This is a genomic window from Citrobacter sp. H12-3-2, assembly GCF_009649895.1.
Classification (GTDB): domain Bacteria; phylum Pseudomonadota; class Gammaproteobacteria; order Enterobacterales; family Enterobacteriaceae; genus Citrobacter; species Citrobacter portucalensis.
This window is the reverse complement of the sequence record NZ_CP045837.1, coordinates 1,750,823-1,773,859: the sequence shown is the minus strand read 5'-3', so window position 1 is coordinate 1,773,859 and position 23,037 is coordinate 1,750,823. Positions and strand designations below refer to the sequence as shown.

General features: G+C 52.4%; 29 protein-coding genes. 23 read left to right on the top strand and 6 right to left on the bottom strand.

What is annotated here, in order from left to right; all coding sequences use genetic code 11:
- Positions 1-176: 176 nt before the first annotated feature.
- Positions 177-365 carry a cold-shock protein gene (locus GHC22_RS08380; RefSeq protein ID WP_153753967.1) on the bottom strand — a complete coding sequence of 63 codons (189 nt, stop codon included), beginning with the start codon at positions 363-365 and terminating at the stop codon, positions 177-179.
- Positions 366-375: 10 nt separating this feature from the next.
- Positions 376-588: a cold shock protein CspG gene (gene cspG / locus GHC22_RS08375; RefSeq protein ID WP_020996661.1), complete on the bottom strand. Its 213-nt coding sequence runs from the start codon at positions 586-588 to the stop codon at positions 376-378.
- A 520-nt stretch (positions 589-1,108) separates the two neighbouring features.
- Between cspG and GHC22_RS08370 the strand changes: the two genes are divergently transcribed.
- The 7 genes from GHC22_RS08370 (at position 1,109) to yegS (ending at position 6,741) form a co-directional block, all read left to right on the top strand.
- Complete coding sequence (locus GHC22_RS08370; RefSeq protein ID WP_003834409.1) at positions 1,109-1,624, top strand: lipoprotein; 516 nt, start codon at positions 1,109-1,111, stop codon at positions 1,622-1,624.
- Between the two features lie 225 nt (positions 1,625-1,849).
- Entirely contained in the window at positions 1,850-2,578 is a 729-nt protein-coding gene (gene artP, locus GHC22_RS08365) for an arginine ABC transporter ATP-binding protein ArtP (RefSeq protein ID WP_003027295.1), read from the top strand.
- A gap of 16 nt (positions 2,579-2,594) precedes the next feature.
- Positions 2,595-3,326, top strand: a complete 732-nt coding sequence (gene artI, locus GHC22_RS08360; RefSeq protein ID WP_003027298.1) for an arginine ABC transporter substrate-binding protein ArtI — start codon at positions 2,595-2,597, stop codon at positions 3,324-3,326.
- A gap of 6 nt (positions 3,327-3,332) precedes the next feature.
- Complete coding sequence (artQ, locus tag GHC22_RS08355; protein ID WP_003027301.1) at positions 3,333-4,049, top strand: arginine ABC transporter permease ArtQ; 717 nt, start codon at positions 3,333-3,335, stop codon at positions 4,047-4,049.
- Complete coding sequence (gene artM, locus GHC22_RS08350; RefSeq protein WP_003840185.1) at positions 4,049-4,717, top strand: arginine ABC transporter permease ArtM; 669 nt, start codon at positions 4,049-4,051, stop codon at positions 4,715-4,717. Before artQ ends, artM begins: the two co-directional genes overlap by 1 nt.
- Before the next feature lie 261 nt (positions 4,718-4,978).
- Positions 4,979-5,710 (top strand): arginine ABC transporter substrate-binding protein ArtJ, encoded by a 732-nt coding sequence (gene artJ, locus GHC22_RS08345; protein WP_003027308.1) that lies wholly within the window; start codon positions 4,979-4,981, stop codon positions 5,708-5,710.
- 131 nt (positions 5,711-5,841) lie between these two features.
- Entirely contained in the window at positions 5,842-6,741 is a 900-nt protein-coding gene (gene yegS / locus GHC22_RS08340; protein WP_153752661.1) for a lipid kinase YegS, read from the top strand.
- A gap of 20 nt (positions 6,742-6,761) precedes the next feature.
- On the opposite strand, the gene fbaB is transcribed toward yegS, so the two are convergent.
- Positions 6,762-7,814 carry a class I fructose-bisphosphate aldolase gene (gene fbaB / locus GHC22_RS08335; protein WP_003834421.1) on the bottom strand — a complete coding sequence of 351 codons (1,053 nt, stop codon included), beginning with the start codon at positions 7,812-7,814 and terminating at the stop codon, positions 6,762-6,764.
- A 252-nt stretch (positions 7,815-8,066) separates the two neighbouring features.
- Here fbaB and GHC22_RS08330 point away from each other — a divergent pair, with 252 nt between their 5' ends.
- Genes GHC22_RS08330 through GHC22_RS08320 form a run of 3 tightly spaced genes read left to right on the top strand, consistent with a single transcriptional unit; the run spans position 8,067 to position 11,307 of the window.
- Complete coding sequence (locus GHC22_RS08330) at positions 8,067-9,344, top strand: nucleoside permease (protein ID WP_008785233.1); 1,278 nt, start codon at positions 8,067-8,069, stop codon at positions 9,342-9,344.
- Positions 9,341-10,345, top strand: a complete 1,005-nt coding sequence (locus GHC22_RS08325; RefSeq protein WP_137377500.1) for an ADP-ribosylglycohydrolase family protein — start codon at positions 9,341-9,343, stop codon at positions 10,343-10,345. Before GHC22_RS08330 ends, GHC22_RS08325 begins: the two co-directional genes overlap by 4 nt.
- A complete protein-coding gene (locus GHC22_RS08320; protein WP_153752660.1) occupies positions 10,342-11,307 on the top strand; it encodes a PfkB family carbohydrate kinase in 966 nt (321 codons plus the stop codon). The genes GHC22_RS08325 and GHC22_RS08320 overlap by 4 nt, the downstream gene beginning before the upstream one ends.
- On the opposite strand, the gene GHC22_RS08315 is transcribed toward GHC22_RS08320, so the two are convergent.
- From GHC22_RS08315 to thiM, 3 genes are read right to left on the bottom strand one after another with little or no spacing between them, the layout of a single operon-like run.
- Positions 11,281-12,027 (bottom strand): GntR family transcriptional regulator, encoded by a 747-nt coding sequence (locus tag GHC22_RS08315; protein ID WP_008785236.1) that lies wholly within the window; start codon positions 12,025-12,027, stop codon positions 11,281-11,283. The two genes, GHC22_RS08320 and GHC22_RS08315, sit on opposite strands and share 27 nt — an antisense overlap.
- 42 nt (positions 12,028-12,069) lie before the next feature.
- Positions 12,070-12,870, bottom strand: coding sequence for a bifunctional hydroxymethylpyrimidine kinase/phosphomethylpyrimidine kinase (thiD, locus tag GHC22_RS08310; protein ID WP_048224552.1), 801 nt, complete (start codon positions 12,868-12,870; stop codon positions 12,070-12,072).
- Entirely contained in the window at positions 12,867-13,655 is a 789-nt protein-coding gene (gene thiM / locus GHC22_RS08305; protein WP_153752658.1) for a hydroxyethylthiazole kinase, read from the bottom strand. The genes thiD and thiM overlap by 4 nt, the downstream gene beginning before the upstream one ends.
- Before the next feature lie 203 nt (positions 13,656-13,858).
- On the opposite strand from thiM, the gene GHC22_RS08300 reads away from it, so the two are divergent.
- From GHC22_RS08300 to GHC22_RS08245, 13 genes are all read left to right on the top strand, one after another.
- The gene (locus tag GHC22_RS08300; RefSeq protein ID WP_153752656.1) at positions 13,859-15,097 is read left to right on the top strand and encodes a tyrosine-type recombinase/integrase; all 1,239 of its coding nucleotides are present in this window, start codon (positions 13,859-13,861) and stop codon (positions 15,095-15,097) included.
- Between the two features lie 89 nt (positions 15,098-15,186).
- Positions 15,187-15,393, top strand: coding sequence for an AlpA family transcriptional regulator (locus GHC22_RS08295; RefSeq protein ID WP_176442220.1), 207 nt, complete (start codon positions 15,187-15,189; stop codon positions 15,391-15,393).
- Between the two features lie 136 nt (positions 15,394-15,529).
- The gene (locus GHC22_RS08290) at positions 15,530-17,287 is read left to right on the top strand and encodes an AAA family ATPase (protein ID WP_153752654.1); all 1,758 of its coding nucleotides are present in this window, start codon (positions 15,530-15,532) and stop codon (positions 17,285-17,287) included.
- 574 nt (positions 17,288-17,861) lie between these two features.
- Positions 17,862-18,329, top strand: coding sequence for a DUF5681 domain-containing protein (locus GHC22_RS08285; RefSeq protein WP_094762023.1), 468 nt, complete (start codon positions 17,862-17,864; stop codon positions 18,327-18,329).
- Complete coding sequence (locus GHC22_RS08280) at positions 18,326-18,676, top strand: hypothetical protein (RefSeq protein WP_153752652.1); 351 nt, start codon at positions 18,326-18,328, stop codon at positions 18,674-18,676. The genes GHC22_RS08285 and GHC22_RS08280 overlap by 4 nt, the downstream gene beginning before the upstream one ends.
- The gene (locus tag GHC22_RS08275; RefSeq protein WP_153752650.1) at positions 18,673-19,248 is read left to right on the top strand and encodes a hypothetical protein; all 576 of its coding nucleotides are present in this window, start codon (positions 18,673-18,675) and stop codon (positions 19,246-19,248) included. Before GHC22_RS08280 ends, GHC22_RS08275 begins: the two co-directional genes overlap by 4 nt.
- A 158-nt stretch (positions 19,249-19,406) precedes the next feature.
- Positions 19,407-19,739, top strand: a complete 333-nt coding sequence (locus GHC22_RS08270) for a hypothetical protein (RefSeq protein WP_128361329.1) — start codon at positions 19,407-19,409, stop codon at positions 19,737-19,739.
- Positions 19,739-19,933, top strand: a complete 195-nt coding sequence (locus GHC22_RS08265; protein ID WP_153752649.1) for a hypothetical protein — start codon at positions 19,739-19,741, stop codon at positions 19,931-19,933. Before GHC22_RS08270 ends, GHC22_RS08265 begins: the two co-directional genes overlap by 1 nt.
- Positions 19,908-20,177: a hypothetical protein gene (locus GHC22_RS08260; protein ID WP_141195438.1), complete on the top strand. Its 270-nt coding sequence runs from the start codon at positions 19,908-19,910 to the stop codon at positions 20,175-20,177. Before GHC22_RS08265 ends, GHC22_RS08260 begins: the two co-directional genes overlap by 26 nt.
- Before the next feature lie 24 nt (positions 20,178-20,201).
- Positions 20,202-20,336: a hypothetical protein gene (locus tag GHC22_RS24800; protein WP_254922078.1), complete on the top strand. Its 135-nt coding sequence runs from the start codon at positions 20,202-20,204 to the stop codon at positions 20,334-20,336.
- A 38-nt stretch (positions 20,337-20,374) separates the two neighbouring features.
- Positions 20,375-21,085 (top strand): phage baseplate protein, encoded by a 711-nt coding sequence (locus GHC22_RS08255; RefSeq protein ID WP_094762017.1) that lies wholly within the window; start codon positions 20,375-20,377, stop codon positions 21,083-21,085.
- Positions 21,082-21,270, top strand: a complete 189-nt coding sequence (locus GHC22_RS08250; protein WP_104446716.1) for a hypothetical protein — start codon at positions 21,082-21,084, stop codon at positions 21,268-21,270. Before GHC22_RS08255 ends, GHC22_RS08250 begins: the two co-directional genes overlap by 4 nt.
- A gap of 318 nt (positions 21,271-21,588) precedes the next feature.
- On the top strand, positions 21,589-22,815 hold the full coding sequence (locus GHC22_RS08245) for a hypothetical protein (protein ID WP_153752647.1): 1,227 nt from the start codon (positions 21,589-21,591) through the stop codon (positions 22,813-22,815).
- The last annotated feature ends 222 nt before the right edge of the window (positions 22,816-23,037 follow it).

Here is a 23,037-nt window from a genome sequence, read left to right as displayed (position 1 = left end):
CGACCTCAAAAGCATTATCAAACCAATACACTATGACACTCAAAGGAAAGCCCGCCAAATAAAACTGCTATCCTTGTTGATGTGTAGCGGTTTCAGGTGGTGCGTTTTTTATTTTTATTTGACTGGCATGCCGCCAGAAATAAAAAAGCCCCCAGATGTTTGGGGGCCTGAAGTTATTATTTTCTAAAATCTAATGGCGCCTGGCCGGACTGAATGTACATTGCTACGTTATCAAATGTAATCATTTTTGATTTACAAAAAATACATTTTGCCCCGAATGGATTTCCTTCAGTAACATCAAAGCTTGATGTTCTGTATTGGGAACCATGGCAACATGGACAGCGAAAGTGAATATGATTAGTAATAATAGTTACCTCAAAGCGCCACAACATTAATTGCGGATGGACCTTTAGGTCCCTGCTCCACACCGAATTCGACTTTCTGGTTTTCATTCAGCGTCTTAAACTCATTACTTTGAATCGCTGAGAAATGGACAAAGACATCTTTGCTGCCATCTGCAGGCGTAATGAAGCCAAAACCTTTTTCAGGATTGAACCATTTAACTAAACCAGTCATTTTAGTAGACATATATTTATTCCTTAATTTGAGCCTTTCGGCAAGCTTGGTTTTTATGACAAAAACTTCGTAGTGCTTAATGAAGAGACTCAAAGAGGGGATAAACGGATTACACCTGAAAATGAGAACTGCTTGAGTAAACTACTTTGTATATCGTCTGTTATTCAAACCGACCGGATCATTAACGCACGGGCACCGAGATTAAGCAACTCTTATTTTAGCCATCCGGAGTCCCTTATAGCCAACAACACGGCATGAGTTTTGTTTAGCCAGGCGTAAAGCGCGGCAAATGGAACATGCAAATGCTCAGATGGTCTATACAGTATAAGAAGCATGAATGGCCGCCAACGCCCCGTTGCAGGTTGATATACTAAAGCTGAAGCTGGCAACGAGCGCCACCAACATGCTTCAGGTCGGGTGTCCGCGAATTTGCTTTAGCAAAAACAATGTGTTAATCGATCATACAATCTTTAGTGAGACCGAATTGTTCATCGTAGAACACAATTAGTAGGAAGCTTATAAGGAAATCATTATGCGCTATTCGAAACTCTCTCTGCTGGTTCCATGTGCACTACTTCTCAGCGCCTGTACGACCGTGACGCCGGTCTATAAAGATAACGGCACGCGTAGTGGTTCATGCATAGAAGGTGGGCCAGACAGCGTGGCTCAACAATTCTATGATTACCGTATTCAGCATCGAAACAATGACATTACCGCCCTTCGTCCGTACCTGAGCGACAATCTGGCTAAACTGCTGACCGATGCCAGCCGTGATAATGCACACCGCGACCTGTTTAACAGCGATCCGTTCTCCAGTCGCGCTACGTTACCAGACAGCGCCAGTGTCGCCAGCGCATCGACTATTCCGAATAGTGATGCACGCAACATTCCACTGCGCGTAGAGCTGAAACAAGGTGACCAAAGCTGGCGTGATGAAGTGCTGATGATCCGTGAAGGTCAGTGCTGGGTCGTTGATGATGTACGCTATCTGGGCGGCAGCGTACACGCGCCAGCCGGGACGTTGCGCCAGTCTGTCGAAAACCGCTAACCGCCCCATTCACCCGCTTAAATCATAACCCCCATAAATTGTCTGGCATTCTGCATAGAATGCCGACATTTATTCTTGCCCACTGGTGACCTCGCTATTTTGTGCTATGTTTAGAGAAGAATGCGGTTTGCATTTAACTTTTAACGCATAAATATTGCATAACTATTCTGTCAAAGGTAGTATCTGCGGCTTCAATAGCTATCAGACTGCCAGTATCGAGTGTCAATGAGTATTCAATTAAACGGCATTAACTGCTTCTACGGCGCACATCAGGCGCTGTTCGATATCACGCTGGATTGCCCTCAGGGTGAAACACTGGTGTTACTTGGCCCAAGTGGAGCCGGGAAAAGCTCGCTGCTGCGCGTACTCAACCTGCTTGAGATGCCGCGCTCGGGCACGCTCTCTATTGCAGGCAACCGTTTCGACTTCACGAAGACCCCGTCAGATAAAGCCATTCGGGATCTGCGTCAGAACGTGGGCATGGTCTTTCAGCAATATAATCTCTGGCCGCATCTCACGGTTGTGCAGAATCTGATTGAAGCACCCTGCCGCGTACTGGGCCTGACAAAAGAGCAAGCGATGGCGCGCGCCGAGAAACTGCTGGAACGTCTGCGCCTCAAGCCTTACAGCGATCGTTACCCATTACATCTTTCCGGTGGCCAGCAACAGCGTGTAGCCATTGCCCGCGCATTGATGATGGAGCCGCAGGTGCTACTGTTTGATGAACCGACCGCCGCGCTTGACCCGGAAATTACCGCCCAAATCGTCAGCATCATTCGCGAACTGGCGGAAACCAACATTACTCAGGTGATCGTCACCCACGAAGTGGAAGTTGCACGTAAAACGGCCAGCCGTGTGGTGTATATGGAAAACGGTCATATCGTCGAGTTTGGGGATGCGAGCTGCTTTGCCAACCCGCAAACCGAAGCGTTTAAAAACTATCTTTCTCACTAAGATTCGGGACAATACAATGAAAAAAGTTCTGATTGCCGCGCTAATCGCAGGTTTTAGTCTTTCCGCTACCGCAGCCCAAACCATTCGTTTCGCCACCGAAGCGTCTTATCCTCCGTTTGAATCTATCGATGCGAATAACAAGATCGTAGGTTTTGACGTTGATCTGGCAAACGCGCTGTGTAAAGAGATTGACGCTACTTGTACCTTCACCAATCAGGCCTTCGACAGCCTGATTCCGAGCCTGAAGTTCCGTCGTTTTGACGCGGTGATGGCCGGTATGGACATCACGCCTGAGCGTGAAAAACAGGTGCTGTTCACCACCCCTTACTACGACAACTCTGCGCTGTTTGTGGGCCAGCAGGGTAAATACACCAGCATCGACCAGCTGAAAGGTAAAAAAGTCGGCGTTCAAAACGGTACCACGCACCAGAAATTCATCATGGATAAACATCCGGAAGTGACCACTGTGCCGTATGACAGCTACCAGAATGCCAAACTCGATCTGCAAAATGGTCGTATTGACGGCGTCTTTGGTGATACCGCAGTAGTAACCGAATGGCTGAAAGACAATCCTAAGCTTGCCGCGGTTGGTGACAAAGTGACGGATAAAGATTACTTCGGTACCGGTCTGGGCATTGCTGTGCGCCAGGGCAATACCGAGCTGCAGCAGAAATTTAATGCTGCGCTGGAAAAAGTGAAGAAAGATGGGACTTACGAGACCATCTACAACAAATGGTTCCAGAAGTAATATTTGATGAATGAATTTTTTCCTTTAGCAAGCGCCGCCGGGATGACCGTCGGCCTTGCCGTTTGTGCGCTGATCATTGGCCTTGCGCTCGCCATGTTTTTTGCCGTCTGGGAGTCAGTAAAATGGCGCCCGGTGGCATGGGCGGGCTCGGCCCTGGTCACCATCCTGCGCGGTCTGCCAGAAATTCTGGTGGTTCTGTTTATCTATTTCGGCTCCTCACAGCTGCTGCTGACGCTGGCCGATGGCTTTACGATCAATCTCGGGTTTGTACAAATCCCGGTTCAGATGCAGATCGAAAACTTCGACGTCAGCCCGTTCCTGTGCGGTGTCATTGCACTGTCATTACTGTACGCCGCTTACGCATCACAAACGCTGCGTGGCGCGCTGAAGGCCGTGCCACTCGGACAATGGGAATCAGGTCAGGCGTTGGGTTTGTCTAAAGCCGCGATCTTCTTTCGTCTGGTGATGCCGCAGATGTGGCGTCATGCCTTACCGGGACTGGGTAACCAGTGGCTGGTGTTGCTGAAAGATACCGCGCTGGTCAGCCTTATCAGCGTGAACGATCTGATGCTGCAAACGAAGAGTATTGCCACCCGCACCCAGGAGCCATTTACCTGGTACATTGTGGCGGCCGCTATTTATCTGGTGATTACGCTGGTGAGTCAGTACATTCTCAAACGCATTGACCTGCGCGCGACACGTTTTGAGCGGAGACCAGGCTGATGCTTGAGTATTTACCTGAATTGTTGAAAGGGCTGCATACCAGCCTGACGCTGACGGTCGCCTCCATCGTGGTTGCTCTGGTGCTGGCGCTGATCTTCACCGTCATCCTGACGCTGAAAACGCCGGTGCTGGTGTGGCTGGTTCGCGCTTATATCACGCTGTTTACCGGTACACCGCTGCTGGTGCAAATCTTCCTGATCTACTACGGACCAGGACAGTTTCCGGCATTGCAAGAATATCCGGTACTGTGGCATCTGCTCTCTGAACCCTGGTTATGCGCCTTAATTGCGCTGTCGTTAAACAGTGCGGCCTACACTACGCAACTGTTTTACGGCGCTATCCGTGCAATCCCGGAAGGCCAGTGGCAGTCCTGCGGAGCGTTAGGGATGAGCAAAAAGGATACGCTGGCGATTCTGTTGCCGTACGCCTTTAAACGCGCCCTCTCCTCGTATTCCAACGAAGTGGTGCTGGTATTTAAAAGTACCTCACTGGCTTACACTATCACGCTGATGGAAGTCATGGGTTATAGCCAGCTGCTGTACGGTCGTACTTATGACGTTATGGTCTTCGGTGCGGCAGGTGTGATTTATCTGATCGTCAACGGTTTGCTGACGCTGATGATGCGCTTAATCGAACGTAAAGCGCTGGCGTTTGAACACCGGAATTAAGCATATGCCTGATGGCGCTACGCTTATCAGGCCTACGGTTCATGCACCTTTTGTAGGCCGGATAAGGTGCTAGCACCGCCATCCGGCAAATATGCATAAAGCAAAATAATGAAGACGGACAACAACCTAAATTGTCCGTCTTTTTTTATACTATAAAAAATATTTAATCATTTTTATTGCATACAAATTCATAAAATGGCATTGTTACTCCACGCCGCAGACACGGTAATAATCATAAGATTGACAGACGGGAGTTCCACCATGAAAAAGTTAGTACTGGCCGCATTACTTGCTACTTTCGCCGCTGGCGCCTCAGCTGCTGATAAAATTAGTTTCGGTGTATCAGCCACATATCCGCCATTTGAATCACTGGACGCGAGCAACAAAATTGTCGGTTTTGACATCGACCTGGCAACGGCGCTGTGCAAACAAATGCAGGCGGAATGTACTTTTACCAATCATGCTTTCGACAGCCTGATCCCCGCGCTGAAATTCAAAAAATATGATGCAGTGATTTCCGGAATGGATATCACGCCCGAGCGTAGCAAACAGGTTGCGTTCACTCAGCCTTACTATGCTAACTCCGCGCTGGTTATTGCCAAAAAAGATACCTATAAAACCTTTGCCGATCTGAAAGGAAAACGCATCGGTATGGAAAACGGCACCACGCACCAGAAATACCTGCAGGACAAACATCCTGAAGTGAAAACCGTGGCCTACGATAGCTATCAGAATGCGATTATCGACCTGAAAAATGGCCGTATTGATGGCGTATTTGGCGATACCGCTGTGGTTAACGAATGGCTGAAAACCAACCCGCAGTTAGGTGTAGCCACTGACAAAGTAACCGATCCGCAATACTTCGGTACTGGCCTTGGCATCGCGGTTCGCCCGGATAACAAAGCCCTGCTGGAAAAACTGAACAGCGCGCTGGCGGCAATCAAAGCTGACGGCACGTACCAGAAAATCAGCGATCAGTGGTTCCCGCAGTAACGTCTGCCCAATCTGAAAAGCCGCGCTCTGCGGCTTTTTTTATCTCTTCGCCTGCGCTTTCAGTCAGTTCTTACGCCATAAACGCTTTCCTGGCATACACTTGTTAAAACGAAAAAAAGTGAGGCAAACGGATGATAGCGTTCCCTGCCAGTTTACTGATCCTCAATGGAAAAAGTGCTGATAATCTCCCCCTGCGTGATGCCATTGCGAAGCTTCGCGATGAAGGCGTGGAAATCCATGTTCGCGTGACCTGGGAAAAAGGCGATGCCCAACGCTACGTTGATGAAGCTCGTCATCTAGGCGTTGCTACGGTGATAGCCGGCGGCGGTGACGGCACCATCAACGAAGTTTCGACAGCGCTGATTCAGTCGCAGGGTGGCAATATTCCAGCGCTGGGTATTTTACCGTTGGGAACGGCGAATGACTTTGCCACCAGCGTTGGTATACCCGACGACCTTGATAAGGCGTTAAAGCTGGCTATCGCTGCAAATGCGACTGCGATCGATATGGTGCAGGTCAACGATAAAACCTGTTTTATCAACATGGCGACCGGGGGATTTGGCACGCGCATCACCACCGAAACGCCGGAAAAACTCAAGGCCGCACTGGGCGGTGTATCGTATTTTATTCACGGATTAATGCGCATGGATACGCTCAAGCCCGACATCTGTGACATTCGTGGGGAGGATTTTCACTGGCAGGGTAAAGCGCTGGTGATTGGTATCGGTAACGGTCGCCAGGCCGGTGGTGGGCAACAGCTTTGCCCTACGGCGCTGATCAACGACGGCCTGCTGCAACTGCGCATTTTTACCGGCGAGGAACTACTGCCAGGACTGCTTTCGGCGTTAACGCAATCCGAAGACAACCCTAACATTATCGAGGGCGCATCGTCGTGGTTTGATATCCGCGCCCCACACGAAATTACCTTTAATCTCGATGGTGAACCACTCAGCGGACAAGAGTTTCATATTGAAATCCTGCCCGCTGCGCTACGTTGCAGACTGCCGCCAGGTTGTCCGCTATTGCGCTAACCCAACAACAATCCGAGGGATCAGGCAATAGTAACTTTGCTGTCCAGATAAACGTCCTGTACGGCGTTAATCAACTTAACGCCGTCGGCCATGGTTTTCTTGAACGCTTTACGCCCCAGAATCAGCCCCATACCACCCGCACGTTTGTTAATAACCGCCGTACGTACTGCATCGCTCAGATCGGTGTCGCCGCCGGCCGCCCCGCCAGAGTTAATTAACCCGGCGCGCCCCATATAACAGTTCGCCAGTTGGTAACGCACCAGGTCAATTGGATTCTCGCTGGTCAACTTGGTATAGACGCGATCGTCGGTGTAGCCAAAATTAACCGCTTTATACCCGCCGTTATTTTCCGCCATTTTCTGCTTAACGATATCCGCTCCGATAGTGGCAGCCAGATGGTTAGCCTGCCCGGTAAGATCGGCGGAAACATGGTAATCCACACCATCTTTTTTAAACGCGGAGTTACGCAGATACGCCCACAGCACGGTAACCATACCCAACTCATGGGCGCGCTCAAACGCTGCTGAAATCTCTTCAATCTGGCGGCGAGATTCCTCAGAACCGAAATAGATAGTTGCCCCTACCGCAACCGCACCCATATTGAACGCCTGCTCTACGCTGGCATACAGCGTCTGGTCAAAGGTATTCGGATAGCTGAGCGTTTCGTTGTGGTTAATTTTAACGAGGAACGGGATACGGTGCGCGTAGCGGCGGGAGACAGAAGCCAGCACACCGTAAGTCGATGCCACGCAGTTGCACCCTGCTTCGATAGCCAACTCCACAATATTCTTCGGATCAAAGTACAGCGGGTTAGCGGCAAACGAAGCCCCAGCAGAATGCTCTACCCCCTGATCCACCGGTAGGATCGACAGATACCCTGTCCCGGCAAGTCGCCCCGTGTTATACAGCGTCTGCATATTACGCAGCACGGCAGGCGGACGATTGTTATCCACCATTACACGATCGACATAATCATGTCCAGGCAGGTAAAGTTGGTCAGAAGGAATGGTCATACAACGATGCTGTAAAAGGCTGTCGGCATCTTTGCCAAGCAACTGCGCAATATCAGTCATAGCTATGCTCCCGTAAGTTCCGGTTTAAAACCGGAATATGGATTGTCCTGACCCGCCTTTTTGCGGGCAGCATTAAGCCTGGTACCGACTGCGCTTTTTTTCCATCTTTAGCGCACTTTTCAGCAACTTCTGCTGGCTCGATTCAGGAAAAAATAATGTTAAGACGGTCAAAGTTTAATCTCAAAGGTATTTTAAAGGTATTATTGAATGGTACTATCAGTGCGTACCTTACCTGTCATGAAGGATTTAAAGATGAAAACTACAGTTAAGCTGTCGTTCATGATGTTTGTAGAGTGGTTTATCTGGGGCGCCTGGTTTGTACCGCTGTGGCTGTGGCTGAGTAAAAGTGGCTTTAGTGCCGGAGAGATCGGCTGGTCCTACGCCTGCACCGCCATTGCGGCGATCCTGTCGCCCATTCTGGTCGGTTCAATCACTGACCGCTTTTTCTCCGCGCAAAAAGTGCTGGCGGTGTTGATGTTCGTCGGCGCTATTCTGATGTACTTCGCCGCCCAGCAAACCACCTTTAGCGGATTCTTCCCTCTGTTACTGGCCTATTCGTTGACCTATATGCCGACGATTGCGCTGACCAACAGTATTGCTTTTGCCAACGTACCGGATGTTGAACGTGATTTCCCGCGCATCCGCGTGATGGGCACCATTGGCTGGATTGCCTCCGGTTTGGCCTGCGGTTTCTTACCGCAAATGCTTGGCTATAACGACATCTCACCGACCAATATTCCCCTGCTTATCACTGCCGGAAGCTCGGCATTGTTAGGCGTTTTTGCCTTCTTTTTACCGGATACGCCGCCAAAAAGTACCGGCAAAATGGATTTCAAAGTTATGCTGGGTCTGGATGCGCTGATCCTGCTGCGCGATAAGAACTTCCTCGTCTTCTTCTTTTGCTCTTTCCTGTTTGCGATGCCACTGGCGTTCTATTACATCTTTGCCAACGGTTACCTGACAGAAGTCGGTATGAAAAACGCCACCGGCTGGATGACACTGGGCCAGTTCTCAGAAATCTTCTTCATGCTGGCGCTACCGTTTTTCACCAAACGTTTTGGTATTAAAAAGGTATTGTTGCTTGGTCTTATTACTGCGGCGATCCGCTACGGATTTTTCGTTTACGGCGGTGCGGAAGAATATTTCACTTACGCCCTGCTGTTTCTCGGCATTCTGCTGCACGGCGTCAGTTACGACTTCTATTACGTCACGGCTTACATCTATGTCGATAAAAAAGCGCCGGTCCACATGCGCACCGCAGCGCAAGGGCTTATCACCCTCTGCTGTCAGGGGTTCGGCAGCCTGCTCGGTTACCGTCTGGGCGGCGTAATGATGGAAAAAATGTTTGCTTATCAGGAACCGGTTAATGGTCTCACCTTTAACTGGGCTGGCATGTGGGGATTTGGCGCGGTCATGATTGCCGTCATTGCCGTGATGTTTATGATTTTCTTTCGCGAATCAGACAAAGAAATCACCGCCATTAAGGTGGACGATCGCGATGTAGCGTTGAAACAAGGGGAAGTAAAATGAAAGCAGAACGTATTCTCGGTGCTCTTTATGGGCAGGCGTTAGGGGATGCGATGGGCATGCCGTCGGAACTGTGGCCAAGAACCCGGGTAAAAGCACACTTCGGTTGGATCGACCGTTTTTTGCCCGGCCCTGCGGAAAATAATGCCGCCTGCTATTTTAACCAGGCGGAGTTCACTGATGACACGTCCATGGCACTATGTCTGGCAGATGCCCTGCTTGAGTGCGACGGCGAAATTGTGCCAGACGTTATTGGTCGCAATATTCTGGCCTGGGCCGAGCAGTTTGATGCCTTTAATAAAAACGTGCTCGGCCCGACCTCGAAAATTGCGTTGAAAGCTATTCGTGACGGTAAACCGGTCGCCGAACTTGAAAACAACGGCGTGACCAATGGCGCGGCAATGCGCGTTTCCCCGCTGGGATGCCTGCTGCCCGCCCGCGATCTTGATGCCTTTATCGATGATGTGGCACTGGCCTCCAGCCCAACGCATAAATCGGATCTGGCTATCGCGGGTGCCGTTGTCGTCGCGTGGGCGGTATCGCGCGCCATCGACGGAGGAAAATGGTCAGAGATTGTCGACGCGCTACCTGCCATTGCCCTGCATGCGCAGCAAAAACGAATCACCACCTTTAGCGCATCGCTTTGTGCACGCCTTGAACTGGCGCTGAAAATCGTCCGTAACGCCGATGGCATCGAGTCCGCCAGCGAGCAGTTGTATCAGGTTGTGGGGGCAGGAACCAGCACCATTGAGTCCGTTCCTTGCGCTATCGCTATGGTTGAGCTGGCACAGACCGATCCTAACCGCTGCGCCATTTTGTGCGCTAACCTCGGCGGCGATACCGACACCATCGGGGCGATGGCAACCGCCATTTGTGGTGCATTACACGGCGTGAGCGCGATCAACCCAGCATTGAAGCAGGAGTTGGACGCGGTGAATCAGCTGGACTTTACCCACTACGCCAACGGGTTAATGCGACTGCGCGAGCAGCGGGAGGCGCTATGAGCAACACGCATCTGCAACAACTTCTCTCGCAGTTACGTACACAGCGGCCAGTAACGGTGGTGGGTGCGGCGGTGATTGATGTCATTGCCGATGCGTATGCCCTCCCCTGGCGCGGCTGTGACATAGAGCTCAAGCAGCAAGGTGTTAACGTTGGCGGCTGTGCACTCAATATCGCCGTCACGCTTAAGCGTTTAGGTATCGATGCCTGCAATGCTCTACCACTGGGTCAGGGAGTGTGGGCCGACATTATCCGCAACCGGATGACAAAAGAGGGACTGCACAGCCGGATCGACAATGCCGAAGGCGATAACGGTTGGTGTCTGGCGCTGGTGGAGCCGGATGGCGAGCGTACCTTTATGTCTTTTAGCGGCGTTGAGAATCAGTGGAATGCCGCCTGGCTGGCACAGCTGGATATCCCGCGTCATAGCCTGGTGTATCTGTCGGGTTATCAGCTAGCGTCCCCGTGCGGTGAATTGCTGGTGCAGTGGCTGGAAGGCCTGGATGAGGTGACACCGTTTATCGATTTTGGCCCGCGCATCGGCGACATTCCCGAGCCCTTACTGGCAAGAATTATGGCCTGTCGTCCGCTGGTGTCACTTAATCGTCAGGAGGCGGAAATTGCTGCCGAGCGGTTTGCATTAAGTCAGGATGTGGAAGGTTTTGGCGCAGAATGGGTGCAGCGTTTCACCGCACCGGTGGTCGTGCGTCACGATAAAGACGGCGCATGGTATTTCAGCGCACAGACATCTGGCTGCGTACCGGCATTTGCAACGGCGGTCGTTGATACTATCGGCGCAGGTGACAGCCACGCTGGCGGCATGCTGGCTGGGCTGGCATCTGGCTGGACGCTAGCCGACTCAGTGCTGTTAGGTAACGCGGTGGCGTCCTGGGTAGTTGGGCATCGCGGCGGCGATTGCGCCCCGTCACGCGAGGAGCTACTCCTCGCACACAAAAACGTATAGATCGCTACGACAGTAACTGATGCTGTATTCAATAGGCCGTTGCTGCTGGTCAAGCGCTACCTGCTTGATCACCAGTACCGGCACTTTGCTATCCATTTGAATGTGCGCCTGGAACTCTGCGTCAGGCATTCTGGCGCTAACACGTGAGCGCGTACGCTGCGGGAAAATATGCTGGCTACGAAAATAGTCATACAGCGAAACACCGATGGCATCCACGTCATGAATTAGATGTGCGGGTACCCAGGACTCTTCAATAGAGACTGCGTCTTCGTCAACGTAACGAATGCGTTTGAGCAGGAAAACATCACTCCCTGCGACAACAGCCAACTGCTGTGCCACCTCTTCCGGGCAAGGCACAATTCTTTTGTTAACCCACAACGTATCCGGTTTTTTACCGCGCAACACCACCTGCTGAGAAAAACCGCGCGCTTCTTTAAGCGAATACTCGAAGATATTGTTAATTTGCGTTCCGTAACCGCGGGCACGTGTTACTACACCTTCTTCTTCCAGGGCCTGCATCGCCTTACGTACCGTAATCCGAGAAACGCCGGTCAACTGGCTGAGGTCGCGCTCGCCGGGCAGGATATTGCCGTGCTCCAGGATCCCACTGCGCACAGCATTCTTCACCGTCTGCGCAAATTTCATATACAGCGGCGTGTTATCCGCCGCTGAAATACGTTCATTCAGTTGTGCGATAAGCTGGGTATGCGCTTGTTCCATTTATCTTTTTCCTGGCCGCCGTTTCTGCAGCCAGTATACCCATTACCACCACGCGTGGAAATGATGCACCGGACCGATTCCTTCGCCAACTTCCAGCGTGTCGGCCTGTGCCAGCGCCGCTGAAAGCCACAGTTTGGCTTCCTGTACGGTATCGGCCCAGCTGTTATGGCGCGGACGCAGGGCTGCCAACGCCGCCGATAGCGTACAACCGGTGCCATGGGTGTTTTTGGTCATCACCCTTGGTGCGGTAAAACGCTGCTCACCATCGCGCGTAAAGAGCCAGTCGGGGCTTTGCGCATCATCCAGATGACCGCCCTTCATCAACACTGCCTCGCAGCCCAGCGCCCGTAGCGCCCTTCCCTGCTCTAACATCTCCTGCTCAGTTTGCGCATGCGATGCCCCGAGCAGTGCAGCAGCTTCGGGTAAATTAGGGGTGATAATCGAAACCTGCGGCAACAAACGGGTACGCAACGTTTCTACCGCCGAGGGCGACAGCAACGGATCGCCGCTTTTCGCCAACATCACCGTGTCCAGCACCACATTTTGTACCCGATGGCGACGTAAACGTTCGGCGACAGCTTCGACAATGTCCGTCTCAGCCAGCATACCGATTTTAGTCGTATCAATACGCACATCATTGAACACAGAGTCCAACTGCGCGGCGACAAAATCAGGTTCAATGCGATACACCGACTGCACCCCACGCGTATTTTGTGCCACCAACGCCGTGATAACGGAACAGCCGTAAGCGCCCAGCGCCGAGAAGGTTTTTAAATCAGCCTGAATACCCGCGCCACCGCTTGGATCGGTTCCGGCGATCGTTAATGCGTTGATCCGTTTCATGCTTGCTCCTGGGCGTTCAGGTTATAGAGGGCGTCGAGAAATGCCGGGACAAAGCTGCCCGGTCCGTTTGATTGTTGTGTGGCTATTTGCCCGGCCTGTTTCATCCAGCTACAGGCGGAGGCGACGTTATCAAGTCGGTCACCACCTAAAGCGCAACTGGCCGCAACAACCGCTGAAAGAGCACATCCGGTGCCCACCACGCGAGTCATCAACGGGTCACCACCGTCCACGCAAACGGTACGCTGACCATCGGTGACGTAATCCACTTCGCCGGTCACCACGACAATGGTCCCAATCTGACGAGCCAGCGCCTGCGCTGCCGGAAGCGCAGCGACAGCCGTATCGGTTGTATCCACGCCGCGTCCCCCACCGTTCATGCCGGCCAGAGCAAGTATTTCCGAAGCGTTGCCACGAATAGCAGCAGGCTGTAGTGACAATAATTCCAGGCAGAAGCGGCGGCGAAACTCAAGCGCGCCTACGGCAACGGGATCGAGCGTCCACGGGGTTTTAGCATTCTGAGCATGCTCAACTGCGGCACGCATCGCCGCGGCCCGTTCCCGAGTTAAGGTGCCGACATTAACCAGCAACGCACTGGCAATGGCGGCGAATCGGCTGGCTTCTTCAGGCTCGATAACCATCGCAGGCGATGCGCCCAGCGCCAGTAATGTATTGGCAGTAAAGCTTTGCACGACCTCATTGGTCATACAGTGTGTGAGCGGGGATAAGATTCTAAATTGGTGCAAAGTGTGAGCCGCGAGCGCGCGGCTGTGCAGGTCAGGCTGCATGGTTCAGCTCCTGCCCGCGCGAAGAAGGGACACGAGCAGTGTCAGACTTCCCTACGCTGGCATTATCCAGATCAGGTTGTACGCCATGTGATAAACCGCATCTGTTACGGGATACACAGGCACTTATAAACTTTTAAAAACATATTTACGTGCATTTATCTGGGTGCTTAAATGGGTACATTCTCAAAAATTGGGTAATTGAAATGAAAGCACCAAAGAAAATCACTAAACAATCCCAGGTTGACGCACTAACACTACCCGCCGATAAAAATGTAATGCGGATCTCTGTACTAAACGGCGCGTTGACGGGTCTTTCGCTGGTTTTACGTCGTACTTCTTCCGGCGGCGTCACTGGCAGCTATATCACCCGCCGAGATGGTAAGGACATATCAATTGGCCCGCGCACGTCCTGGACGCTTGCGGCTGCACAGGAGCGCCATCGGGAAATCATGACCAACATGACGCGCGGTATTGACGCAAGGACAGAAGCGATCACTGTTCCGCACGACCTTAACGCCCTGTTCCGCGCTTATATTAATAATCCTGCTTTTGCGCCTGCTGACTCAACGGTTAAAACATACGTTTGTACCTGGCAAAAGTATTGTAACCGCTTGTCGGCTTACGGCGAAACCACGATCGAAAACTTCACGCGCGCCAGTGCTCACAGTCTTATCCGTACCGTCGCCGAAAAGCACAGCGTAAACAGCGCTAAAAAACTGCGCGACATTCTGTTAGCACTGCGTCACTACCTGGAAAGCCAGTTCGATATAGAAGCGTTTGAAACGCTTATGACGCTGCAAAAACTGTTAGGCAAAAATAACACCGAGCTTGAACGGTCGCGACAGCCGCGCACGAACTATCTGGAAAAAGACCAGCTTCGCGCGTTATGGCGGTATTTGTGCGAAGACGAAACCAGACCTGCGCATCTGGCTGCACGTATGCTTATCTGTGCACCATTGCGTAAAGGTGAAGTTGTCGGTGGGCGATGGGAGGAAGTCGACGAGGATGCGGGCTTATGGCGGATCCCTGGTTCACGTACTAAAACAGGTTTTCCGCTCAACGTGCCGATCAGTCCAGCAATGGAAGAGATATTCGAAGCGGCACGCAGATGCGTTGACGGTGGTTTTATTTTCGGAATCAGTTCGTCGGCGATTAATCACCGCTTGCCGGAAATGCGCGCGGCCTGCGGTAACGCCGAAATGACGGTACATGATTTGCGTCGCACTGCTTCGCAATTGTCGGCTAGCGATGAACTGAACGAACCAGGGAGCGGGTTAACGTTTATTGAGGCGGATTTAATTTTAAACCACGTCAAAGGTGCAAAGAGCCAAGCGAGCGCTATCGCGACCACATATCAACCTGAAACACTACAAAAAATGGTTACTGATGCGATCGCTAAGTACCAGAATTGGTTAGAAAAAGAGATAATAGGCATCCCGTAACATATTGATTTAAATGAAAAAGTTATTGCCTTAGTGAAATGCGATGCCCATACTAAAAACACGTAAATATGCTCATAGAGGTAACTAACGTGTTTTTAAATAAAACTGAAGTCGCACATCGTATCGGGGTAGGTAGAACCAACGTCGATTACATTATCAAGACTGATCCGACATTCCCTAAACCTGTTCAACTCACTCCATCACGCCCGCATTGGCTGGATGTCGCGATCGATGCCTGGGCGCTGGCGCGCAGTGAGATGGCGAACCAAAAACAGGAAAGAGGCCGTGCAGCATGAATCACAAGGGAAATAAAAAAGCCCGTCCTGCCAGACGAGCTTTTTTAATTGGTATCAATCACGCGATCAACGAGATTAATTATATGACCGGTCATATTGCAGAACAAGTTATAACCTGTCGGCGGAGGGTCAATAAATGACAACCGCTATTGATAAGACTACTACGAATACAGAATCCCGTAAAGGCCGTACGTCGGCGGCAGAAATCGCCGAAAAACCCCGCACACGCAGCGCCGACCGGTTCACGTTCGGGCTATGGCGTAAACGTGGAGCGTGCGACGTCAGCGAACAATGCGTCGACGGGCTGGCGTACGTGGCTGAGTTTATCCAGGCAGGTGACGAACTTTTACCCACGCCTGCTACACCCTCAATCGCTCTTTACGAGGTTTTCACTGCGACAGGCCGCCCCGATACGGTGGAAGCGTTAAAATCGCGAGTGGACGCGCTGGGAGCGTCGGCTGCGTGGTTAGAAGGTGAGGATCGCGCACTTATCGCTATCCCGCACACAAAAACGAACGATTTCGACGCCTGGAAGATCTGGAAAGAGATTTTAAAGCGCCTGGAAACGCCGGGGGTAGACATCCGTTTAGTTAACAGCGGCGGAGATGACAACGGTAATCTACAACCCTTCGTTGTTCCGGAAGACTTCATCGTCGACTTTTTCGGCGAAGACGTGATCGACGTAGAAGCCACCGCAGATCGATGGGGCTTTAAAGTTATACAGTCCAAAAAAGACTGTTCAACGGAGCAAGCCGACCCGCGTTTTATCAAAGCAGCACGTCATCAGGGCCAGCCGTTGATTGAAGGGATGGTCGACATCGGCGACTACGGCACCATTTACGCAGCGCCGAACGTCGGGAAAACCACGTTAGCTGTACACATGGCTTTCTGTGTGGCTAACGGCATGAGCCTGTTCGGGCATATGCGCACGTTGCGCAGTCACGTAATTTACGCCGACCTTGAGTTCAACAGCATCGACGACATGCTTACGGCGTCCGCAAGATACCACACGTCGCGTCCAGGCTGGTATCAGATGATCCACCAGACAAACGTTTTGCCCGACCTGGGCAACGACGCCGAAATCGACACCTGGTGCAACGCAATGTTGAAAATAACCAACGGCGAGCCGTGTTTCATTGTCATCGACACGCAGCGTAAAGCGGCGCAGCTATCCACCCGTGCGGGTCAGCCGCTGAAAGAGAACGACAACGACAATATGACCGTTATCGCTAACGCCCTTCAGCGTATCGCACACCGCATGAACGGTGCGGCGTTCAGCCTGCATCACACGACGAAAGCCAACGGCGAAGCAATGGCAGGCGGAGGTGCACTGGAAGCCGGGATCACGTCCGCTTTCTGTCTGACCGTTCCGGACAAGTCGAAACCTGATCAGTTGAATCTGATCGCCACAAAACGACGCGGAAATGGTATGCCGAAGGGTACACCCTACGGCATTCAGATGGTCGAAGTAAAAATCATGGACGACGATGATGCCGACGAAGCTGTCAGACGTCATGAAAAATGGTTTGCCGACTCGATACCGTCAGGAGCAAAAAACACCGCTATCAACGATCAGAAGCGCGCCACGTTCGCGACTGGTCCGCGTACGCACGCCAGAACATTCTTTCCTGGATTGTTCGAAGCATTCGAGGTGAAACAGGGCGCATTGTCCGCAAACGCCGTAAAGCAGGAACAGAGACGCGACGACATAGCAGCCGCGAAAGAGTTTGTTTTAAATGCGCCGTCGCCGGTCTGCGTTGCTGATGTTCGCGAGGCATTCGGGATCTCTAAAAGTTCAGCACAACGCTATATTGAAACCTTGCTAAAAGACGGTTCGATAGCGTGCGTTGAGAAAGCGGAAGGCCGAAAACCTAACAGATACGGGCCATTGTAGTTTTGCGACCCATTTTGCGGTTCACACGTATAGTAAAACACGTCTGAACCGCTACAAACACAACAAGCAGTACACCAACTAATAAAACCACCTTAAGGGGTGGTTTTTTTATTGGTGATTGGGATGTCGATCGACGTTGTAAGCACATTTGCGACCCATACGGTGTGAACCGTTACGAGCCGCGCTATTACTGGCTTCGTAACTTTGTGACTCATACCTATAAAACGTGTGAATCACAAAGTGAACCACAAAAACACTGAGGACGTGTAAAACTCGTTATTACTCGTCTGAAGGGTTGAACAAGCGTAGCGCGTTAGTGTTTGCGGTTCAGATGGTATGAACCGCTAAACCACTGTGATTTAATTCAGTAGTTTTAAACATAAGCGACAACCACAAATAGTGACAACCACTTTCCCCTATACATCACTTCGGCACCGTAAAAACCGGAATCACCTGTTCCGCTTTTTCGAACAGGTCGAACAGGTCATTAACAGGTCAAATACAAATTTCAGGCATCCGCGATGGCCATCGTACGCTTGACGGCGTAAACCACTGCAAAAAAGGACTCACAACGATGCCACGCGCGCCGAAACAACCTGTTAAACAGTCAACCGCTAAAGGTCGGGCTAAAACTCAATTCCAGAAAGGCCAGTCGGGTAATCCGGCGGGCAGACCGGCGGGTCGCATGAACTTCGACCGCATGATCCGGCTATGGGTCGCCGACCACAACGCAGAACACCCCGATGCGCCGCTGGACGCTTCCGGCCTGCTTAAAGATATCGGCAAGCGGGCATCCAGCGCGAAGGCGGAAACCGTGTTTAAAGCATTGCTGTCGCATATGCCGAAGCCGTCGATCGATCCAATCAACATGGACGCGGTCGACTTAAGCGATCTGGACGGTCTGACGGAACGCCTTGTCGAGCAGTTATTCACCGGCGCTAACCCGGACAGCATTAAATTCGCGCTTGATTGCGTGCAGCGCCTTTCCGATATTCGCGCCGCCGAAGCGGAACGACGCGCGCTGGAGGCGTTAAGCAAATGAGAACAGGAACGACAGCAGCACGCCTTAAGAAAGTCCGTCAACGCCTGGCAGCGGCGAACGCGGAGCGGGATCTTGCCAGCGGTAAGCCAACATGGAACACGCATCCGCAGTTCGTCGAAGCGTTGCGCGAATTTAAAATCTATATCGGCGATCCGGTCGACGTGTTAGGCCGCGATTGGGAAGCGTTCTTCCTGCCGTGGGAAGTCATGATCGCCGGATATGCAGATCACGACCTGAAGCGTGAATTTATGCAGCTCCAGAAAGCTGACGCGGAAGAGTTCGACGCGCCATCCTGGTCATTCGGCGAAATGGTCGTCCGCCAGCACAAGGAGGACACCGGCGCATGATCATTAACACCAACCAACCGCACTCAATCAAAACGCACAACGGACTAACCAGGCAGGAACGCGAAGAACGCGCAGCGGCTGCGGCGCGTCATCGGCAATTAGACGCCCTGCGCGCCCGCGTACGGGCTTCAATGGCTGACATGGATGAAACACCGGCGGATCCTGCCGCGTACCGTCAGGCGGGCGTACAGGCCGATGCAACGTGGGAAGCGGTAGAAGGCCGCAAGACAACCGGAAAACGGCAGATCGTGAAAGGGCGTAGCGAATCCGGCGCAGGCGGCAACAAACACGCCGTAGCGCCTTTACGCGGTTTACCTGTACAACCACGCACCGACACCGCCGATCGCACCGTGGCGGACGTCCTACGCACGATCATAACCGCTGAAGGCACCGGAAAACGCCTGACGGTGGTTTATCACGACGGCGAACGCGAACCAATGGCGGATGCCCTGCCGTTCCTGATCGATATTATTTCGAAAGAATTACGCCGCAGTGTTTTACCACACGAAGTCAACGCCGCCGCGTCACACGTCGCTTCAAGCGGCGACCGCTTACCATGTTACGGGATTTAAGTTATTGATATTGATCGATTTTTTGTCTTTACTTGTCCTTAAATTGTCCGTAACTTGTCCCTTGTTGATTCTCGTCAACGTTGATCATGAAACACCCTTGACCCGAAAGCGCACCCCGATGCGTGAGTAGGGTCGCTCAATCCGCCGGAATCCAACCAATGATTACACCCAAAAAAACCGTAACTGTCGTAACACTGGACGCAGGCAGCAGCAACGAAACGGAGATCGAGATCCGCAGCATCGTTGACTGTTCCGTCTTGCCGCCTCCTGGACGTTCGCCAGCCTGCGCACAACTGGCGCGCTGGTTCGCGGATAAAGTCGCAGAGGGTCAAAAATTCCGCCTTTGCAACGCACCCGATGCCCTGATTAAAGAGTTTCGCCGCGCTTCAGAACGGCGAGGCATCAAAGTAAGCGCCGGTATGCCGCGTAATGAATACGGCGAACTGATCGGCCTGAGTCACATTGAACTGAAACAGAAGGAATCAAACTGATGCAAAAGAACAGCGTAGAAGTGAAACGCCACATCCTGAACAGCGCAGGCCAGCCGCATAAATACACCGGCGCAAGTGTCACCCACGTCGAGATGGCCTTCGCTGGCTATATAGCGCAGCACCATCCCGAAGTGCGCACCGACGAAGTAGACGGATGGGTCGCTGCATATGCCGACAAAAACAAACTGGCTTAAGGTGCTGAATATGGTCAACGAAAACGAACTACGCGCCCGCCGCCACCTGATCATTTTGCTGGCTAACGGCGTACATGAAGCCCTGGCAATGGATGCCGACAAGCTGGACGACCGCATGAATGATTTATTCATTGAGAAGGTCGGATGCCGTAACTTCGCCAGCGACGAAGAGGAAGACAGCTACGTCGACGGCGTCGAAAAAATGATGTTAGCCGAAGCATTGCAACGCCTAACCCGCGCTTAAACAGTCACACGGAGACTAACCACCATGACAGCACGACGCTACATTTACCGCCGCAGCCGCGCAGAGATCGCCCGCACTATTCGCCTTGCAATGAAACGGCGAGAAGAACGGCAGCGCGCCGCAGCCGCTGCAACAAACACCAACGAAGCCGCCAATTAAGGCGGCTTTTTCTTTCACCAATAAAGTGACAATCGCTTATGGCTGACTTAACGCAATACCTGGGGGATCGTAAGTGGTCGCCCGTTAATTTCCTGTTTAACGACACGTCCGACACCGTGTTCCGTATCGATGGGACGAACCTTGCTTCCATGACGTTTGACTGTGTGGACAACGAACAGCATCACTGGTCGAACACTATTACTGAATTTCCTGTCGAAGAAAGCGTCAACATCAGCGACAACATTAAGCCGAACCCGCGCGAACTGACGTTAACCGGCTTTATCAGTAACACGCCGATCAGCGGCCTGGTTGACGAACTGGTCAACTTTACCGACCGCTTTTTAAACGGACGCAAGCGCACGCAGGACGCATACAACCAACTGAAGGCGCTGTCGGAACTTAAGATCCCTGTAACCGTGACGACGCGTTACGAAGTCTACGAAAACATGGGGCTTGCGGACGTTTCTATCGTGCGCAGCGCGGAGAACGGCGATGCGCTGGTCGTGGATCTGGTCTTCCGTCAAATCAACATTGTGTCGACGCAAACTGGAACAGTACCAGAGGGCATCGGTAAACCAGGTGCGCAAAGCGACAACGCCACAAAGACCCGCGCAGGTTCGAAGGTAGACGCGGGTAAATCCACCGGCAAAGTTATGAAAGCGGACGATCCGAACGTACCGAAGCCCATCCAGCGTCACCGGTCGGCGCTACTCGCGATGTCAGGTGAAAAAACGGGGTATCACAAATGAACGTCGAACAAATCGCCGCACGCCTTAACACTGGTCCCGCCACACTCGGCGAGCTTGTCCGGGCAGGTGCAAGCGCAGTCGTGATCGCCGATATGGTGCGCGCAGGTGTCGCCGTGGTGCTGCAATTCCACGAGGATAGCGACGCAATGATCATCGGCGGATATGGAACGCCGGCCCCACAATAATTCGCGACCGGTCCCGCCAGTAATCCAGCCCGCATCAGCGGGTTTTTTAGTGCTTACAGTTTAATTATGACTGTTCAATGCATCTACATCATTGATGCTTTGTAGATGTGCATCATATACTCATTACACGTTTATTAAGTGGTTGCCACTTAAACGCAAAAACGCCGCTACTGCGTCAACAGTAACGGCGTCTTCTAATCTCACAAATGAGGTAAGCATCTGTGAAACTGATCGATACTTTACCGCCTGCGCTGGATGTCGTCCATTACAAGCAAACGCCCTTCCCTGTATGCCAACTGCTCTGCGGGGTACAGTGCCATGATTAAAAACGACCGCGACGTCGCACGACTGCGGATCCCTGAAGGTAAAAAGTCCGTCACGCAGCCAGTGAAAACCATCGCGCCCGCTGGCGGGCTGCACCTGCTTAAACGCATCACGCCAGCCGGTAGCGAAGTGCTAACGTGGTTTTTCAGGCACGGCGGCAAGCGTCATACCGTAGGCAACTCAAAAACGGCCTATGCGACCGCCTGCGAGCTTTACGGCGAACTAGTGGCACAAGTGCTACGCAACGAAGTAAAACCGGCTGACGAGCGCCCACGGTGGACAATGGACACGCTGTTCAACAAGTGGATCGACGCCGAAGGGACGCCAGGCGCAGCGGTCGACCTTTCCCGCCTATGGCGTAAGCACTGGTCGCCGGTATGCGGCAACCTGGTAGCGGTCGAAATGAACTACCGGCGCATTGTGGAAATCGTTAATAACGTGCGCGCCGGTATGATTGAGCGTGATGGCAAAGTTCAGGCCAATGCCTTAAGCCGTGGTGCGCGCTTTATCCCGCGCATGTTCGCTTACGGCTTCAAACACGGTATAGCCAACGAACAAGACGAGCCGATCGCAGTACCGCAAACGCTGAAGGCCAGCATCGATAAGAACCAATTACCGCCGAAGACGGAACCACGAAAGGCCACCTTAACGGCGGGACAATTCCGCGAACTGTTCAACCAGCTACCCGACAACGATGCCGGTAACGCGCTGCGGGTCATTATGCTGACAGGTCGGCGTAAGCGTGAAGCCACGGAGATGGCACGGCAGGAACTGCGCGGCGACATTTGGGTCATCCCTGGCAAGCGCACGAAGAACGGCAAGCCGCAGGAAGTGCCGATCCTTAGTAACCTGTGTGCGGTGCTGGCGCGTTCCACCAACGAGATCGGGCGCTTATGGGAAGTCGGCGCGACAACACCGAACCTGGTATTAAACCGGTTGAACGTGATGGCAAGTTACGAAGACGAGAACGGCGAACCGGTAGTCGTACCGTGCACCGTGCACGACCTGCGCCGGTCGTGGGCTGAATTGCTGCGCACTGAATGTAAGTTAGACCGTGAAACTGTCGATCTGATGCTGGCGCATACGCCGCAGAACGCCGATACAACATCGACCACGTACCAGAAGTTACGCATCGATATGCAGAGCGCCGCAGTTGTCGACGGTTGGCAACGTTGGGATGCGTGGTGTAGTGAAGCAATAAGCAAAGCGGAGGGCTTTTAATATGGCACGTTTATTTTTAGCGGTAGTCCTGGCAGTGTTCACGGTATCCGCGTTCGCTGAAACAACAGAACGTTGCCGGATTAACTCGGCGGGCGACACGGTATGCACTGGCAAATACGGCAAGATCACGAAGCGATGCCACACAGACGGCACCGGCGCGGAAACATGCACCACGTATTAACGGCGTGAACAGTCATTCGCAAACCATTAACGACGAAAGCC